At 66.2% G+C, this 16,029-nt stretch carries 21 protein-coding genes; 13 read left to right on the top strand and 8 right to left on the bottom strand.

Annotated features, from left to right (window positions below):
* Positions 1-139 precede the first annotated feature (139 nt).
* A complete protein-coding gene (locus IB255_RS23125; RefSeq protein WP_081520642.1) occupies positions 140-781 on the top strand; it encodes a hypothetical protein in 642 nt (213 codons plus the stop codon).
* Here IB255_RS23125 and IB255_RS23120 read toward each other — a convergent pair.
* Positions 778-1,221 (bottom strand): MarR family transcriptional regulator, encoded by a 444-nt coding sequence (locus IB255_RS23120; RefSeq protein WP_081520641.1) that lies wholly within the window; start codon positions 1,219-1,221, stop codon positions 778-780. The genes IB255_RS23125 and IB255_RS23120 overlap by 4 nt on opposite strands.
* 82 nt (positions 1,222-1,303) lie before the next feature.
* Between IB255_RS23120 and IB255_RS23115 the strand changes: the two genes are divergently transcribed.
* The 4 genes from IB255_RS23115 to IB255_RS23100 all read left to right on the top strand — a co-directional run bounded on the left by IB255_RS23115 (position 1,304) and on the right by IB255_RS23100 (position 4,852).
* The gene (locus IB255_RS23115; protein WP_081520640.1) at positions 1,304-2,461 is read left to right on the top strand and encodes a PLP-dependent aminotransferase family protein; all 1,158 of its coding nucleotides are present in this window, start codon (positions 1,304-1,306) and stop codon (positions 2,459-2,461) included.
* A 10-nt stretch (positions 2,462-2,471) separates the two neighbouring features.
* Entirely contained in the window at positions 2,472-3,074 is a 603-nt protein-coding gene (locus IB255_RS23110; RefSeq protein ID WP_192210897.1) for a glutathione S-transferase family protein, read from the top strand.
* Positions 3,075-3,441: 367 nt separating this feature from the next.
* Positions 3,442-3,903 (top strand): bacteriohemerythrin, encoded by a 462-nt coding sequence (locus IB255_RS23105; RefSeq protein ID WP_081520638.1) that lies wholly within the window; start codon positions 3,442-3,444, stop codon positions 3,901-3,903.
* 97 nt (positions 3,904-4,000) lie between these two features.
* Complete coding sequence (locus tag IB255_RS23100) at positions 4,001-4,852, top strand: cache domain-containing protein (protein WP_225594963.1); 852 nt, start codon at positions 4,001-4,003, stop codon at positions 4,850-4,852.
* A 64-nt stretch (positions 4,853-4,916) separates the two neighbouring features.
* On the opposite strand, the gene folE is transcribed toward IB255_RS23100, so the two are convergent.
* The gene (gene folE / locus IB255_RS23095; protein ID WP_017517249.1) at positions 4,917-5,462 is read right to left on the bottom strand and encodes a GTP cyclohydrolase I FolE; all 546 of its coding nucleotides are present in this window, start codon (positions 5,460-5,462) and stop codon (positions 4,917-4,919) included.
* 91 nt (positions 5,463-5,553) lie between these two features.
* Positions 5,554-5,895, bottom strand: a complete 342-nt coding sequence (locus IB255_RS23090; protein WP_081520637.1) for a winged helix-turn-helix transcriptional regulator — start codon at positions 5,893-5,895, stop codon at positions 5,554-5,556.
* A gap of 74 nt (positions 5,896-5,969) precedes the next feature.
* On the opposite strand from IB255_RS23090, the gene IB255_RS23085 reads away from it, so the two are divergent.
* Positions 5,970-6,518 carry a carboxymuconolactone decarboxylase family protein gene (locus IB255_RS23085; RefSeq protein ID WP_081520636.1) on the top strand — a complete coding sequence of 183 codons (549 nt, stop codon included), beginning with the start codon at positions 5,970-5,972 and terminating at the stop codon, positions 6,516-6,518.
* Here the strand turns inward: IB255_RS23085 and IB255_RS23080 are convergent, their stop codons facing one another.
* The 3 genes from IB255_RS23080 to IB255_RS23070 form a co-directional block, all read right to left on the bottom strand.
* Positions 6,519-7,076 (bottom strand): Smr/MutS family protein, encoded by a 558-nt coding sequence (locus tag IB255_RS23080; RefSeq protein ID WP_081520635.1) that lies wholly within the window; start codon positions 7,074-7,076, stop codon positions 6,519-6,521.
* 68 nt (positions 7,077-7,144) lie between these two features.
* A complete protein-coding gene (locus tag IB255_RS23075; RefSeq protein ID WP_081520634.1) occupies positions 7,145-7,465 on the bottom strand; it encodes a hypothetical protein in 321 nt (106 codons plus the stop codon).
* Between the two features lie 173 nt (positions 7,466-7,638).
* Entirely contained in the window at positions 7,639-8,235 is a 597-nt protein-coding gene (locus IB255_RS23070) for a cysteine hydrolase family protein (RefSeq protein WP_081520633.1), read from the bottom strand.
* Positions 8,236-8,415: 180 nt separating this feature from the next.
* On the opposite strand from IB255_RS23070, the gene prmB reads away from it, so the two are divergent.
* Positions 8,416-9,330, top strand: a complete 915-nt coding sequence (prmB, locus tag IB255_RS23065; RefSeq protein ID WP_139791696.1) for a 50S ribosomal protein L3 N(5)-glutamine methyltransferase — start codon at positions 8,416-8,418, stop codon at positions 9,328-9,330.
* 70 nt (positions 9,331-9,400) lie between these two features.
* Here the strand turns inward: prmB and IB255_RS23060 are convergent, their stop codons facing one another.
* Complete coding sequence (locus IB255_RS23060; protein WP_081520631.1) at positions 9,401-10,180, bottom strand: hypothetical protein; 780 nt, start codon at positions 10,178-10,180, stop codon at positions 9,401-9,403.
* Between the two features lie 49 nt (positions 10,181-10,229).
* Positions 10,230-11,249 carry an alpha/beta hydrolase gene (locus IB255_RS23055; protein WP_081520630.1) on the bottom strand — a complete coding sequence of 340 codons (1,020 nt, stop codon included), beginning with the start codon at positions 11,247-11,249 and terminating at the stop codon, positions 10,230-10,232.
* Between the two features lie 123 nt (positions 11,250-11,372).
* On the opposite strand from IB255_RS23055, the gene aroC reads away from it, so the two are divergent.
* The 6 genes from aroC to IB255_RS23025 all read left to right on the top strand — a co-directional run bounded on the left by aroC (position 11,373) and on the right by IB255_RS23025 (position 16,008).
* On the top strand, positions 11,373-12,464 hold the full coding sequence (gene aroC / locus IB255_RS23050; RefSeq protein WP_192210896.1) for a chorismate synthase: 1,092 nt from the start codon (positions 11,373-11,375) through the stop codon (positions 12,462-12,464).
* A 55-nt stretch (positions 12,465-12,519) separates the two neighbouring features.
* Positions 12,520-13,680, top strand: a complete 1,161-nt coding sequence (locus tag IB255_RS23045) for an MFS transporter (protein ID WP_081520628.1) — start codon at positions 12,520-12,522, stop codon at positions 13,678-13,680.
* Positions 13,664-14,290: a methylthioribulose 1-phosphate dehydratase gene (locus tag IB255_RS23040; protein ID WP_081520627.1), complete on the top strand. Its 627-nt coding sequence runs from the start codon at positions 13,664-13,666 to the stop codon at positions 14,288-14,290. The genes IB255_RS23045 and IB255_RS23040 overlap by 17 nt, the downstream gene beginning before the upstream one ends.
* Positions 14,291-14,337: 47 nt before the next feature.
* Positions 14,338-14,883 (top strand): 1,2-dihydroxy-3-keto-5-methylthiopentene dioxygenase, encoded by a 546-nt coding sequence (locus IB255_RS23035; protein ID WP_024765430.1) that lies wholly within the window; start codon positions 14,338-14,340, stop codon positions 14,881-14,883.
* A 166-nt stretch (positions 14,884-15,049) separates the two neighbouring features.
* A complete protein-coding gene (gene mtnC / locus IB255_RS23030) occupies positions 15,050-15,733 on the top strand; it encodes an acireductone synthase (protein ID WP_081520626.1) in 684 nt (227 codons plus the stop codon).
* 83 nt (positions 15,734-15,816) lie between these two features.
* On the top strand, positions 15,817-16,008 hold the full coding sequence (locus tag IB255_RS23025; protein ID WP_045208647.1) for a PLDc N-terminal domain-containing protein: 192 nt from the start codon (positions 15,817-15,819) through the stop codon (positions 16,006-16,008).
* The last annotated feature ends 21 nt before the right edge of the window (positions 16,009-16,029 follow it).

The following is a 16,029-nucleotide window of genomic DNA, read 5'->3' as shown; positions in this document are numbered from 1 at the left end:
CAGCCTAATCCCGCGGGCTCCAGGCTGTCCCATAACAGCCAGCGGCCGAGTGGCCCGTACAGTGCGAGCGGCAGTGGCGTGCGCGGGAGTGCGCCGGTATGGTGCGGGAAAGCCGTACGACTGATGGAAGATCGCCACCATGGAACAGAATCCCTACGCCGCGCCCAAGGTCGAGCTGGTGGATCAGAGCGCTCCGGGGGCCTTCCTCGCCGGGCGCTGGAACCCCGGCCACCTGCGTCTGCTCGGTTTCCTGAGTCTCGCGCTGCTGCTGTGCAATGTGGTGTTGTTCGCCTTGTCCTTCGCGGCAGCGCTGCATGAGTCGAGTACGTGGCAGCGCTACGAACTCTGGGTCGGCGTGCTCAGCACGGTGCTCGGCTGCTTCCTGCTGTGGCGTACCCGCAGTTTTCTCGAGGATCGCTTCAACGCCCGCGGACTGGCCTGGCCGGTCGGGCTGTCGATCGCCATCGCGCTGGTGATGCAGGTCTACAGCCTGATCTTCGACGAGCAGCTCAGCGGCGAATTCAACGGCGCGCTGATGGGCTTCATGGGGTTGTTCGTGCCCACCGGTATCGTCACGCTGTGGTACGGCATCCGCCTGCTGAAGATCGAGCTGCCGTACCCGTCGGTGAAGGTCATGGGGTGGCTGGAGGTCACCTCCGGGGTGTGCCTGCTCAGCGTCCTGCTGTTCCTGCCCGGCACAGCCCTGGCGATGGCCAGCCTGCTGCCGCTGGCGCTGATGTTCCTGCGCGCCGCCCGCGAGCTGGAAGCCGCCGCCCGCTAGTCTTCGTCCTGCGACCAGGCGATGGCCTGGTTGACCGCCAGCCAGCCGCGCACGGCGTCCTCTCCGGCTTCGTCGAAGGCGCGTTGCAGCAGGCGTCCCTGTTCCTGGCGCAGGGCCTTTTCCAGCTTGCCGCCTTCGGCCGTCAGCTCCAGCAGGCGCCTGCGCTTGTCGTTGTCGCAGGCTTCGCTGCGGATCAGGTCGCGTTCCAGCAACTGGCGCAGCGGCACGTTCAGCGCCTGCTTGGTCACGCCCAGAGCGGACAGCAACTCGCTGACACTCAGCCCCGGATTGCGCGCGATGAAGAACAGGATGCGGTGGTGCACACGGCTCAGGCCGCGGCGCTCCAGCATCTCGTCGGGTTTTGCGGTGAAGGCCCGGTAGCTGAAGAAGAAGGCTTCCATGGCCTGGAGTTGCAGGGCATTTTTTATTAGGTCAGGCATATTGACGTATCCGTCTCGGGCGTCGTAGCTTCGGTCAAGCAGTTTGACTCATTCTTCCGTGCTCCCGCTACCGGTGACTCCCATGGCCTTCTCCGAACGCATCGCCCGACTGAAAAGCTCTCTGATCCGTGAAATCCTCGCCGCGGCGCAGCGCCCGGAGGTGATGTCCTTCGCTGGCGGCCTGCCCGCCGAGCCGATGCTGCCGAAGGTGAACTGGGACGCCATGCCCGCAAGCATGGGTCAGTACGGCATGAGTGAAGGGGAGCCGGCGCTGCGCGAAGCGATTGCCGCCGAGGCGCGCGCACTGGGCGTGCCCTGCGAGGCGGGCCAGGTGCTGATCGTCAGCGGCTCGCAGCAGACGCTCGACCTGGCCAGCAAGCTGTTCATCGATCCGGGCACCGAAGTGCTGCTCGAGGCGCCGACCTACCTCGCTGCGCTGCAGGCCTTCCAGCTGTTCGGCGCGAACTGCCTGACCGTGCCGCTGGGCGCCGAAGGCCCGGACGTCGCCGCGCTGCGCCAGCGCCTGGAGACCAGCAAGCCGGCCTTCGCTTACCTGATCCCGACTTTCCAGAACCCGTCCGGCGTGCGTTACAGCGAACAGCGCCGCGATGAGGTGGCAGCCGTGCTCGACGAATTCGGCGTGACCCTGATCGAGGACGAACCCTACCGCGAGCTGGTGTTCGATGAGGGCGCTGCGACCCCGCTGGTCAGCCGCCTGAAGAAGTCGAGCTGGATTTACACCGGCACCGTGTCGAAGACGCTGCTGCCGGGCCTGCGCGTGGGCTTCCTGATCGCCACGCCGGACCTGTTCCCGCATTTGCTGCGGCTGAAGCAGTCCGCCGACCTGCATACCAACCGCGTCGGCCAGTGGCAGGCGTTGCAGTGGTTCGGCACCGAAGCGTACCGTGGCCATCTGGCTGAGCTGCGCGATTTCTACCGCATCCGCCGCGACGCCATGCAGGCGCAGCTGGAGGAGCATTTCGGCGAGCTGGCCGAGTGGAACGTGCCCCAGGGCGGGCTGTTCTTCTGGCTCAGGCTCAAGCAGCCGCTGGACACCCGCACGCTGCTCGACGCGGCGCTGGCGCAGAACGTGGCCTTCATGCCGGGTGAGCCTTTCTTCACCGAACCGGATGCCAATCCCGGCTATTTGCGGCTTAACTTCAGCCACGTGGCGCCCGAACGCGCGGGTGAAGGGCTCCGTCGACTGGCGACGGTGATCCGTGACGCCCAGGCCCAGTGAGGAGATGAGCATGTACACCGTTTACGGCGATCAACTGTCCGGCAACTGCTACAAGGTCAAGCTGGCCCTGCACCTGCTCGGCCTGCCTTACCAGTGGCGCGAGATCAACATCCTCAAGGGCGAGACGCAGACCGCCGAGTTCCTGGCGATGAACCCCAACGGCAAGGTGCCGGTGCTCAAGCTCGAGGACGGCACCTGCCTGTGGGAATCCAACGCCATCCTCAACTTCCTCGCCGATGGCAGCGAGCTGCTGCCCAGCGAACCGCGCCTGCGCACCCAGGTGCTGCAATGGCAGTTCTTCGAGCAGTACAGTCATGAGCCCTACGTGGCGGTGGCGCGCTTCATCGAGTTCTACCTCGGCCTGCCCGAGGAGCGCCGCGAGGAATACGCGCGCTGCCACAAGGGCGGCTACAAGGCGCTGAAGGTGATGGAGAAGCAACTGGAGCAGACGCCTTATCTGGTGGGCGACACCTACTCCATCGCCGATATCACCCTGTACGCCTACACCCATGTGGCTCACCAGGGCGGCTTCGACCTGTCGAACTTCCCGGCGATCATCGCGTGGCTGGCGCGGGTGGCGGATCACCCGCGGCATGTGGGCATGCAGGACTGATCTGCGCCTTGCTTTTTGAAAGCGCCGCTTCCCTGGAAGCGGCGTTTTTCGTTGTGCGTCCGGTGCTCTTGGTAGGAGCTAGCTTGCTCGCGAACAGGTTTCCGGCAACACCTGACCTTGGGCGATTCGCAAGCAAGCTCGCTCCTACAGGCTGATCCGGGCGTCGGTGAAGAAAACCGGCAAAACGCCATCAGACGAATCCGAAAAAACCGCTCTAAACCGCGGATTCCGGCGCTTTGGGGTTGACCGGCATCATGGCGGCGTTTTGTCGCCCTCCCTAATCTGGACGCGCTGCCATGCGGGATGTACCGATGTGGCCGGGCGCGAGCGGCAGGCAGTGTCGTCGCCTGGCATGGGGAGGGAAAAGATGGCCTATCTGGTCTGGCAGGCGGATCTCGACACCGGGATCGGAGTGATCGACGCACAGCACAAGCGCATCGTCGAAATGATCAACCAGCTGCACGAGGCCCAGGCCCATCACGATCGAGCGATGCTCGGCGGCGTGATCGAGGAACTGGTCGACTACACCATCTCGCACTTCGCCTTCGAGGAGACCCTGCTGGAGGACTCCGGCTACCAGTTCACCCGCGCGCACAAGAAGGTCCATGAACTCTTCATCAAGCGCGTTTCCGATTACCGCACGCGCTTCGAGGCCGGCGAGGACGTCGCCGAGGAGCTCAAGGGCCTGCTCGGCCGCTGGCTGTTCAACCATATCCGCAACGACGACGCCAACTATGTGGAGGCGGTGAAGGCGACCATGCACGAGCTGACCCGCGACCAGGGCCACGGTGGCTGGCTTTCGCGCTCGATGAAGCGATTCTTCGGCTGAATCGCCCGCTGTTTCGGCAGTGAATGCCGACGCGAATCGCCCCTGGCTGGCTATGCTCTGTGCACAACTACAAGCTATGCCACGGGGGTATTCGCATATGAAGACGCTGTTGAAGTCACTGTTGCTGCTTTCCTTCCTGTCGTCCTTCCCATTGTTCGCCGCCCAGTCGAGCGCCACGTCAGGCTCTGACGACCAGCGCGCCAAGGCGCTGCTGTCCAAGGCGGTGGCTGCCTACAAGCAGGACGGCGACAAGGCCTTCGCCGCATTCAGCCGCCAGGGCGAATTCGTCGATGGCGACCTCTATGTGTTCGTGGTGGACAGCAAGGGCACCATGCTCGCCAGCGGCGGGCCGTCGGTGGTGCTGATCGACCGCGACGTTTCCTCGACGCTCGATCCTTCGTTGCAGGAGCAGTTCGCCAAGGCCTTGAAGTCGCCGGAAACCGGCAAGGTGCAGCAGGCCGACTACCGCTGGAAGAACTGGGCGGACGGCAAGGTGGAACGCAAGCACGTCTATTACCAGCGCGTCGGCGAGCGCTTCCTCGCGGTGGGCTATTACATCCCGCGCGCCTCGGCGCAGCAGGCGGTGTCCATGCTGGACAAGGCGGTGAAGGCCGTCGAGGCCGACCCGCAGGGCACCTTCAAGAAGATCAACGCACTGGACAAGGCCTTCATCGAGGATGACCTCTACGTCTTCGTGGTGGACCTGGAGTCCTCGAAGTTCGTCGCCCACGGCTTCAACACCCGCATGGTCGGCACCGACTTCGACTCGCTGAAGGACCCGGGCGGCAACCCCATCGGCCACGCCATGCTGGAACTGGTGAAGGCCAAGGGCGAAGCCGAGTTCGAGTACCAGTGGCGCAACCCGGTGACCAGCAAGGTGGAGAACAAGCACGCCTTCCTGCGCAAGGCCGGGCACTACCTGGTGGCGGTGGGTTACTACACCCGCTGATGCCTTCTTGCAGGCACAAAAAAACCGGCCCGAGGGCCGGTTTTTTCATGGCGGCGGTTCGCGATCAGCGGATCAGGCTGAGGAACTCGCTGCGGGTGGCGGAGTTCTCGCGGAACTCGCCGAGCATCACCGAGGTGACCATGGAAGAGTTCTGCTTCTCCACACCGCGCATCATCATGCACATGTGCTTGGCCTCGATCACCACGGCCACGCCCAGGGCGCCGGTGACCTGCTGCACGGCCTCGGCGATCTGCCGCGACATGTTTTCCTGGATCTGCAGGCGACGGGCGTACATGTCGACGATGCGCGCGACCTTGGACAGGCCCAGCACCTTGCCGTTGGGGATGTAGGCGACGTGGGCCTTGCCGATGAAGGGCAGCAGGTGGTGCTCGCACAGCGAGTAGAGCTCGATGTCCTTGACCAGCACCATTTCGCTGTTGTCGGAGCTGAACAGGGCGCCGTTGACGATCTCCTCCAGCGTCTGCTGGTAGCCGCGGCAAAGGTACTGCATGGCCTTGGCGGCACGCTTGGGCGTGTCGACCAGACCTTCGCGGGTGACGTCCTCACCAAGCTGGCTGAGGATCGCGGAGTAGTTTTGTTCCAGGGACATGATCTACCTGTGGCAATGACAAAAATAAAAACCGTGGCGCAGGGTAGGGCGCTCAGCCCCCTCTGGCAAGGCCCGCGCGCCGGTTGGCGCGTTATGGCTGCCGGTTTGGCGCCAGGCGCTGCGCCCAGCCCTCGGCCCATTGCGCCAGCGGCAGGCAGTGCAGCGCCAGCTCCTGGCCCTGCTCGGAAAGCTGGTAACCGTCTGCGCCGTTTTCCACCAGCTGCGCCTCGCGCAGTTCGCCCAGACGGGTATTGAGCACCGAGGGCGAGAGGCCTTCGCAGCGCGCCTGCAGCTCGCGGAAACTCGCCGGCCCCTGGTGCAGTTCCCAGAGCACGCGCAGGCTCCAGCGGCGGCCGAGCAGGTCGAGCAGCGCCATGATCGGCCGGCCGCTGTCGGAGCCGCGTACGGGGTTGCCGGGGAGGGGAAGTGTCATCGACTCTCCTTGCTACTTTTTCAGTAGCGGTCTAGCTTGAGTGCTACTTAATTGATAGCAGCCGGAGGCGCATCATGACACAACCGCGTATCGAGCCGTTGCAACCGCCGTTCCCCGAAGACCAGCAAGCCGCGTTCACCCGGATCATGCCGCCCGGCGTGGAGCCGCTGAAGCTGTTCCGTACCATGGCGCATAACCCGCGGGTGCTGCAGCGCTTCTTCGCCGGCGGCTTGCTGGACCGCGGCAGCATCGCCCTGGAGGACCGTGAGTTGCTGATCCTGCGCACCACCGCGCGCTGCGGCGCGGAATACGAGTGGGGCGTGCACGTGGCGTTCTATACCGGCAAGACCGGCTTCAGCGAGGAGCAACTGGCCGACACCTGCCGCGCAACACCGGACGCTGCGTTGTGGAGCCCCGCGCAGCGGGCTCTGCTGGCGCTGGCGGACAGCCTGCACGACAGCTCGACCGTGAACGACCAGCTGTGGGCGTGGCTGAGCGAGCACTTCAGCGCTGATCAGTTGATCGAGTGCCTGATGGTGGTGGGGTTCTACCATTCGGTGTCGTTCGTGGCGAACGGCCTGAAGGTGGAGCGGGAAAGCTACGGCGCGCGTTTTCCCGTCTGATTACTCGTCGCGGCCTTCCAGCATGGTGCGCCGCAGCATCACGTAGATCGCCCCGGTGCCGCCGTGGCGTGGCAGGCAGGAGGCGAAGCCGAGCACCTGCGGGTGCTGGCGCAGCCAGGTATTCACGTGGCTCTTCACCATCGGGCTGCGACCATCGACGCGAGCGGCCTTGCCATGGGTGACACGGACGCAGCGGATCTCGAAACGAGTGGCTTCGGCGATGAAGTCCCAGAGGGTTTCGCGGGCGGTCTCGATCTTCATGCCGTGCAGGTCGAGGCTGCCCTCGAAGGCGATCTGGCCGGCCTTGAGCTTGCGGATCTGGCCTTCCTGGACGCCGTCGCGGGCCCAGTAGAGTTCGTCTTCGGGGCCGACGTCGATGACGAACTGGTCGGACAGGCCGTCCACCCGGATGTTCTCGGTGCGCACGGTCGCGTTCTGCCGCAGCTCCTTGAGCTGCTTGCGGTCGGCCTTGGGCTTGCCGGTGTCGGCCTGGTCCACGGTGATGCGCTTGACGCCGCGCATCTCGCGGGCGAACTGGGAAAAATCGTCGTCTTGCATGCGCACCTCCTCGAAGAGCCGCGCAGTCTAACGGATCGTGCCGGTCCTACGGAAATTCGCCCAGGAATTCAGTTGCGGCGCTTCATCAGTCGCGGCGACAGGCTCAGGCCGTCGCGGCCACGGGCACGGCGGCGGGCGGCGCGCCAGAAGGTGACGCCCAGCCAGAGACATAACAGGCCGATGACCAGCAGCACGGCGGCAGCGCCCGGTTCGATGTGCAGGACGCCCACCGCGGGCTGGCGGCGGAGCAGGGCGGCGACGCCGGCCATGCTGGACAGGATGCCGAAGGTGGCGATCACCGCGGCAATCGCGGCGGCAAAGCGCCAGCGCCAGCGCCCTGGTCGTTTCGGGCGCAGGCTGGGTGGGTCGAACTTCTCGGTCATCTTCATCCCGACTTCCTCATCTGTTGAACGAGGCTATGACCGGTGGGGAGGGGTGGGGTTCCAACCCCAGGGTCGGGAAGCGCGGCGAACCCGCTGGGTGAGCGGGTTCGCGGGCTTTCGCGCCTAAGCTGAGCCTAACCCCGGGCGCTTGTCGCTGCCGCCCGTCGGGACGAGTGGCTTCAGACCAGCGCCTGGGCCTGTGCGACCACGGCGGCGAAGTTGTCGCCCAGGGCAGCGATTTCCGCGCGGTGCAGGTCGCGGGCGGCGAGCACGCCACCTTCGGGGGTGGGGATGTCGCGGGTGGCGCAGGCCGCGTCCACCAGGGTGCAGCGGTAACCGTAGTCCTTGGCAGCGCGGACGGTGGTGCTGATGCTGGAGTGGGTCATGAACCCGCAGACGATCAGGTCCAGGCGGCCGCTGGCCTGCAGGCGGTCATGCAGGTCGGTGCCGGCGAAGGCGTTGGGCAGGCGCTTGTCCACCACCACCTCGCCAGGCAGTGGAGCCAGCTCCGGCAGGAAGCGGCCGCGCGGGCCCTGCGGGTCGAGCAGGCCACCGACCACACCCAGGTGATGCACATGGACGATAGGAGTGCCCATGTTCCGGGCCGTCTCCAGCAGCAGGCGAATCTGCGCCACCGCCGCGTCCAGGTCAGGCAGGGCGAGCACGCCGCTGCGGTATTCCTCCTGGGCGTCGATGATCAACAGAGTGCTCTGGCGCAGGGTGGCCGGCGGATATCCGCGCCCACTGATCTGCAGCATGCTGAGCGGATGGGACATGTCTGGACTCCTGTAAATGCATGTTCACTCATTGTGGGCCGTAACGCGTCCGCTGTGAATCTTTGCGAACTCGCGCCAAAGTGGTATTGGCATTCTTCTCAGGAACCGCCCGGAGGCGCCCCAGAGCCCCCGCGTTCCGCTAGAATGCGCCCCTTTTTGCGAGCTGCGAGGACTGCTGCCGTGACCGAATCCCGTTTGCTGACCCTGCGTGACCACATCCGCTGGGCCGTCAGCCGCTTCCACGCCGAGGAACTGTTCTTTGGCCACGGTACCGACAACGCCTGGGACGAAGCCCGCCAGTTGGTGCTGGGCGCGCTGCACCTGCCCTGGGAAATGGCCGATGCCTACCTGGACTGCCGCCTCGAGGACGAGGAGCGCGACTACCTGATGCACCTGCTGCGCCGGCGCATCGAGGAGCGTGTGCCGACCGCCTACCTGCTGGGCGAAGCCTGGTTCTGCGGCATGCCTTTCGTGGTGGACGAGCGCGTACTCGTGCCGCGCTCGCCCATCGCCGAGCTGATCGAACGCCGCTTCGAGCCCTGGCTGGCGGCCGACCCGGCGAGAATCCTCGACCTTTGCACGGGTTCGGGCTGCATCGGGATCGCCTGTGCCAGCGCCTTCCCGGACTCCGAGGTGGTGCTGGGCGACCTGTCGTTCGACGCCCTGGAAGTGGCCAACATCAACATCGAGCGCCACGAGCTCGGCGAGCGCGTCTATACCGTGCAGGGTGATGGTTTCGAAGGCCTGCCGGGCCAGCGTTTCGACCTGATAGTGTCGAACCCGCCCTATGTCGACGCCGAAGATTTCGCCGACATGCCGGCGGAGTACCACCACGAGCCCGAACTGGGCCTGGCCTGCGGCAACGACGGCCTGGACCTGGTGCGGCGCATGCTGGCCGAGGCCGGGGACCACCTGACCGAACGCGGCACGCTGGTAGTGGAAGTGGGCAACAGCCAGGTGCACGTGGCGGCCCTCTACCCGGAAGTGGACTTCACCTGGCTGGACTTCGAGTACGGCGGCCACGGCGTGTTCCTGCTTTCGGCGCAGCAGTGCCGCGAGCATCAGGAGCTGTTCAGGTCGCGGATCAAAGCCTGAATGAACCTGTAGGAGCGGGCCATGCCCGTGATCGCGCCCATGGGGCGCTCCTACAGGGAATCGCCACGCCTCAGTGCGTGGCGATCCAGATCAGCAGACCGGCCTGGAACACGGCGAACACCGTCAGGCAGGCAATGGTGAAGCGCAGGCTGGTGTCGTCGCGGCGGAAGGTCTCGATGCGCTGTTCCAGCCGGCGGATTTCGCTGGACTGGGTGGCGAGGTTCTGGTCGGCCTGTTCCAGCATGGAGCCGGCCTCCAGCAGCGGCAGTATCTGCACCTTCTCCTTGTGCCAGTCGTCATACAGCTCGCTGACCCGGCCGACGCTGTAGCGCGCCTTCAGCAACCGCGAGTCTTCGTAGATCACGTCGAAGCCCTGGGCGCGCAGGAAGTGGTCGCGGCGCTGCCGGGCCTCTTCGTTGGGCGTGTCCTTCATCGCCAGCGCGCCGCCCTCGACGCGGTAGTGTGACCACTTCTTTTTCGCCCAGGCCACCCCCTGGGCCAGCAGGAAGCGCCCGAGGCCGCGGTTCAGCGGATCGGTGGCAAAGCCTGAATCGGCGCCAAAGCGCACTTCCTTGTTGCGGTGGTCCGCCCAGACCTCCAGCAGGTTCACTTCCTTGCGCAGCACCTGGCCGGGCACCTGAACGGTTAGGCGCAGCAGGCTCTGCTCGGCGTTGTGGCGTTCCACCCGGCCGAGCTGGACGAAGCGCAGCGGGCGCGCACCGGTGCTGCGGTCGGTGGGCAGCGGCGCCAGGCGCAGCAGGCGATAGTGTTCCGGCGCCAGCTCGGCCCACGGGTGCGGGCGGGCGGCGGCCTCGTCGGCGGCGACGGCGGTCTGTTCGGCTTCAGTCATGGGGATCTACCTCGGGGCCTGGTGGGCGTGACCAGGGCTCTCCCGTGGTTTATCGACGCACCGGCGGATTTCTTGAGACGTTCGCTCCAGATTCCGCCAGCGTGCCACCGGGCAGGTTCTGCGCCTGCCGGATGAAAGTCGTGACGTGCTGCACCAGCTCGCGGGCCAGCGGCAGGTTGGGGTTGTTGTAGGAGGCGAGCTGTTGCGGACCGCTGGTCGGAACGATGCGCAGGATGTGGTTCATCCCCGAGATCAGGTGGAAGTCGCTGTCGGGCTTGGCGCGCTTGAGTGCCTGGGCATCCTCGACGCCGACCTGGATATCGTTGGTGCCCTGCAGGATCAGGGTGGGCAGCTTGAGCGTGGCGAAGGCGCGGGCCGGGTCCTGGCGGAACAGCGAGATCAGGTACGGCTGCACGCTGGGGCGGAACAGCACTTTCAGCGGCTTCGGCACCCTGGGCTGCAACTGCCCGGCCTGCAGCCTGTCGATCAGTTGGTCGGCTTGCGCGAGCAGGGGCGGGGGCAGACGGCCCTGCAACTGTTCGCGCAGCACATCGCCGATCGGGCGGGCGCTGCCGGCCAGGGAAACCAGCGCCTCGGCATGGGTTTGCGGTGCGGCGAGGCTGGCGATCAGCGCGCCTTCGCTGTGGCCGATGAGCACCTGCCGGCCGAAGCGCGGGTCGTGGGCCAACTTGTCGCTCCAGGCCACCACGTCGCCGACGTAGGCCTCGACGCTGAGCTCTTCCTCGCGCGGCGCTGCGGGCAGGCTGCGGGCCACTCCGCGCTTGTCGTAGCGCACGCTGGCGATGCCGTTCTCCGCCAGTGCCTCGGCCAGCTTGCGCAGGTAGGCGTTCTGCCCGCCCTCGGGGTTGTTGCCGTCGCGGTCGGTGGGGCCGGAGCCGGCGATCAGCAGGGCCACCGGCGGTGGAGTGTCAGTCTGTGGCAGCAGCATCGTGCCGCGCAGCACGCCGTGACCTGTGTCCAGGTCATAGGGGCGTTGCAGGATGCTGGTGGGGGCTGCCTGGGCGAAGGAGGAAATGAGCAGGAAGCAGAACAGGGCGAGACGGCGCATCGATGACTTCAGGATGGGGCTGATGGCGCTTTGATCCTCACGGGCCGCGAAGGTTCGCAGGGCGGATTGACGCAGGTATACTGCTCGGCCTTTTCGAATCCCAGTCTTTTCGCGGAGCCTCGCATGTCCGGCAACACCTACGGCAAGCTGTTCACCGTCACCACCGCTGGCGAAAGCCACGGCCCGGCGCTGGTCGCCATCGTCGACGGCTGCCCGCCCGGCCTGGAGATTTCCCTGGAAGACCTGCAGCGCGACCTGGACCGCCGCAAGCCCGGCACCAGCCGCCACACCACCCAGCGCCAGGAAGCCGACGAGGTGGAAATCCTCTCTGGCGTGTTCGAGGGCAAGACCACCGGCACCCCGATCGGCCTGCTGATCCGCAACACCGACCAGAAGTCCAAGGACTACTCGGCGATCAAGGACCTGTTCCGCCCGGCCCACGCCGATTACACCTACCACCACAAGTACGGTGTGCGTGACTACCGTGGTGGCGGCCGCTCCTCGGCGCGCGAGACCGCCATGCGCGTAGCGGCCGGCGCCATCGCCAAGAAGGTGCTGGCAGGCATGGGCATCAGCGTGCGCGGCTACATGAGCCAGCTCGGCCCGATCGAAATCCCCTTCAAGACCTGGGACAGCGTCGAAGAGAACGCCTTCTTCAGCCCCGACCCGGACAAGGTGCCGGAGCTGGAGGCCTACATGGACCAGCTGCGCCGTGACCAGGACTCGGTCGGCGCGAAGATCACCGTGGTCGCCGAAGGTGTGCCGCCAGGCCTGGGCGAGCCGATCTTCGACCGCCTGGATGCCGAACTGGCCCACGCGCTGATGAGCATCAACGCGGTGAAGGGCGTGGAAATCGGCGCCGGCTTCGCCAGCGTCGCCCAGCGCGGCGCCGAGCACCGCGACGAGCTGACCCCGGAAGGCTTCCTGTCGAACAATGCCGGCGGCATCCTCGGCGGCATCTCCTCCGGCCAGCCGATCGTCGCCCACCTGGCGCTCAAGCCGACCTCCAGCATCACCACCCCCGGCCGTTCCATCGACGTGAACGGCAACCCGGTGGACGTGATCACCAAGGGCCGCCACGACCCGTGCGTGGGCATCCGCGCGACCCCCATCGCCGAGGCGATGATGGCCATCGTGCTGCTCGACCACCTGCTGCGCCATCGCGCGCAGAATGCCGACGTGAAGGTCGGCACTCCGGTCCTCGGTCAGCTCTGATCGACCTGAACCTTCCGCGGGCCAACCGGTTCGCGGAAGGTTCGTCGCGCCGCCGATGACGCAGGTCCCTTACTGGCGGTTGTCCAGTTTCTACTTCTTCTACTTCTGCCTGCTGGGCGGGACGGCGCCGTTCCTCGCGCTGTATTTCCATCACCTGGGCTTCTCCAGCGCGCGCATCGGCGAGCTGGTCGCCATCCCCATGCTGATGCGCTGCGTGGCGCCGAACCTGTGGGGCTGGCTGGGCGACCGCAGCGGCCAGCGGCTGGCCATCGTGCGCTTTGGCGCGGTGTGCACGGCGCTGTGCTTCGCCGGCATATTCCTCGGCCACAGCTATGCCTGGCTCGCGCTGATCATGGCCGGGCACGCGTTCTTCTGGCACGCGGTGCTGCCGCAGTTCGAAGTGATCACCCTGGCGCACCTGAGTGGGCGCACCGAGAGCTACAGCCGTATTCGCCTGTGGGGCTCCATCGGCTTTATCTGCACTGTGGTCGGCCTCGGCTGGCTGTTCGAGTTCGCCAGCCTGGACGCCTATCCGCTGGCGTTGCTGGCGATCATGCTCGGCATCGTCGGCGCCAGCTGGTGGGTGCCGAACGCCCAGCCGCCGGCGCGGCAGGACGAAGCCAGCGCCGGTGGCTTCCGTCAGCAACTGCTCAAGCCCGGCGTGCTCGCGTTCTACCTCTGCGTGTGCCTGATGCAGCTGTCCCACGGCCCGTACTACACCTTCCTGACCCTGCACCTGGAAGCGCTCGGCTATGCCCGTGGGCTGATCGGCCAGCTCTGGGCGCTGGGCGTGGTGGCCGAGGTGCTGCTGTTCCTGGTCATGCCGCGCCTGCTCAAGCGCTTCTCCCTGCGCCAGGTGCTGGTGGCGAGCTTCCTGCTGGCGGCCTTGCGCTGGCTGCTGCTGGGTACGCTGGCCGGACACCTGCTGGTGTTGCTGTTCGCCCAGTTGCTGCACGCGGCGACCTTCGGCAGTTTCCACGCCGCCGCTATCCACTTCGTCCAGCGCAGCTTCCAGGCGCGCCAGCAGGGCCAGGGCCAGGCGCTCTACGCCGCACTGGCGGGGACCGGTGGCGCGCTCGGCGCGCTTTACTCCGGCTACAGCTGGGGTAGCCTTGGCCCGGCCTGGACCTTTTCCATCGCCAGCCTTGCCGCGCTGGCCGCCGCCTTCATCATCTGGACCCGTCTGAACGAGGACCCGCATGAACGACACCCGTGAACAGCTGACCCGGCAGATCATCGACGCCGGCCGCTTCCTCTATGGCCGTGGCTGGTCGCCGGCCACCAGCAGCAACTACTCGGCGCGCCTGGCGGCCGACCGCGCGCTGCTCACCGTCTCGGGCAAGCACAAGGGCCAGCTTGGCGAGGGCGACGTGCTGGAAACGGATCTTTCCGGCAACAGCCTGGAGCCGGGCAAGAAGCCTTCGGCGGAAACCCTGCTGCACACCCAGCTCTACGCCTGGCGCGCGGAGATCGGTGCGGTGCTGCACACCCATTCGGTCAACGCTACCGTGCTGTCGCGACTGACCGCCGGCGACCGCCTGGAGCTGGAGGACTACGAGCTGCAGAAGGCCTTCAGCGGCGTCACCACCCACGAAGGCCGCGTGACCGTGCCGATCTTCGACAACGACCAGGACATCGCCCGACTGGCCGCCCAGGTGCAGCCCTGGCTCGATGCGCATCCGGATTGCCCGGGTTACCTGATCCGCGGCCACGGCCTGTACACTTGGGGCCCACGCATGGCCGATGCCCTGCGCCAGATCGAAGCCTTCGAATTCCTCTTCGAATGCGAATTGAAAGTCTTGAGCCTTCGCGGCGGCACGCGCTGAGCGAATCCGGCCCGCTTTTGCGGAAACAGCCCAGAAGGATAACGACCATGAGCAGCCTGACCGTCTACCACGAATCCAACCCCGAGCAGCCACTGAAGCTGCTGACCCACGCCGAGGACATCGCCTCCACCCTGGGCGAGCTGGGCGTGCGCTTCCAGCGCTGGGCGGCCAACGCCCCCATCGTCCCCGGCGCCAGCCAGGAAGAAGTGATCGCCGCCTACCAGCACGAGATTCGCCGCCTGCAGGAGGAGGAGGGTTATGTCACCGTCGACGTGGTCAGCCTCACCGCCGACCATCCGCAGAAGGACGAGCTGCGCGCCAAGTTCCTCGACGAGCACCGCCACGGCGAGGACGAGGTGCGTTTCTTCGTCGCTGGTCGCGGGCTGTTCACCCTGCACATCGAGGATCACGTGTACGCCGTGCAGTGCGAGAAGAACGACCTGATCTCGGTGCCTGCCGGCACCCGCCACTGGTTCGACATGGGCGAGCGTCCGCACTTCGTCGCCATCCGCCTGTTCAACAACGCCGAGGGCTGGGTCGCGAAGTTCACCGGCGACGAGATCGCCAAGCGCTTTCCGTTGCTGGAAGACTGATTCTTTCGCCCCGGCGTTGCCGGGCGTTCCTTGCTTTTCGTAGGACCGAGGGGGACGCCTAGTCCTTGCTCGCGAACGCACCGCGCTGCTGCATCTGTTCGCGAGCAAGCTCGCTCTTACCGCCATATCCCCCCGCCTGTGCCAGGGGCGGGCAGCTGGAGTTTTCATGCCCATCAAAGCCATCCTCACTGACATCGAAGGCACCACCAGCGCCGTCAGCTTCGTCTTCGACGTGCTCTTCCCCTATGCCGCCGCGCACCTGCCGGACTACGTGCGCGAGCACGCCGCCGAGCCCGCCGTAGCCGAGCAGCTGGCTGCTGTGCGCGCCGGCAGCGGCGAGGCGAACGCCGACACCGAACGCTGCATCGACATCCTCCTCGGCTGGATTGCCGAAGACCGCAAGGCCACGCCGCTCAAAGCGTTGCAGGGCATGGTCTGGGAACAGGGCTACCGTGCCGGCCAGCTCAAGGGTCACGTCTACCCGGACGCCGTCGACGCGCTGCGTCACTGGCACGCCGAGGGTTACCAGCTGTACGTCTATTCCTCCGGCTCGATCCAGGCGCAGAAGCTGATCTTCGGCTGCTCCGAGGCCGGCGACCTGTCGCCGCTGTTCTCCGGTTACTTCGACACTACCAGCGGGCCCAAGCGTGAGGCTGATTCCTACCAGCGCATCGCCGCTGCCATCGGCCTGCCGGGCGAGGAAATCCTCTTCCTGTCCGACGTGGTCCAGGAGCTGGACGCCGCGCAGCTGGCCGGCCTACAGACTATCGGCCTGGCCCGCGAGGGCGGTGTGCTGGAAGGCCACGACACCGTGGCCAGCTTTGCGGTGATCGACCCGGCGCGGGTCTGAGCCCTCCGTTGGCCAAACCCGCGCCGTTGCGGCGCGGACGGCTATGCTGATCAGGCCGACAATCGCATAGAGGGATCTTCTATATGGGTTCGACCCTGAGTGGCCTGATCAGCCTGATCATCTTTGCCCTGGATATCTGGGCGATCATCAACGTGGTGAAGAGCAACGCCGAGATGTCGATGAAGATCATCTGGATCCTGGTGATCGTCATCCTGCCGGTACTGGGCCTGATTATCTGGGCGGTAGCGGGGCCGCGGGGGAATGTGAAGATCTAGTTGCCGTCGCTCCCTGCAGGG

This window comes from Pseudomonas sp. PDM22, from assembly GCF_014851965.1.
GTDB lineage: Bacteria > Pseudomonadota > Gammaproteobacteria > Pseudomonadales > Pseudomonadaceae > Pseudomonas.
The sequence above is the reverse complement of the archived record's forward strand: the minus strand, read 5'-3'. Positions and strand labels throughout refer to the sequence as shown.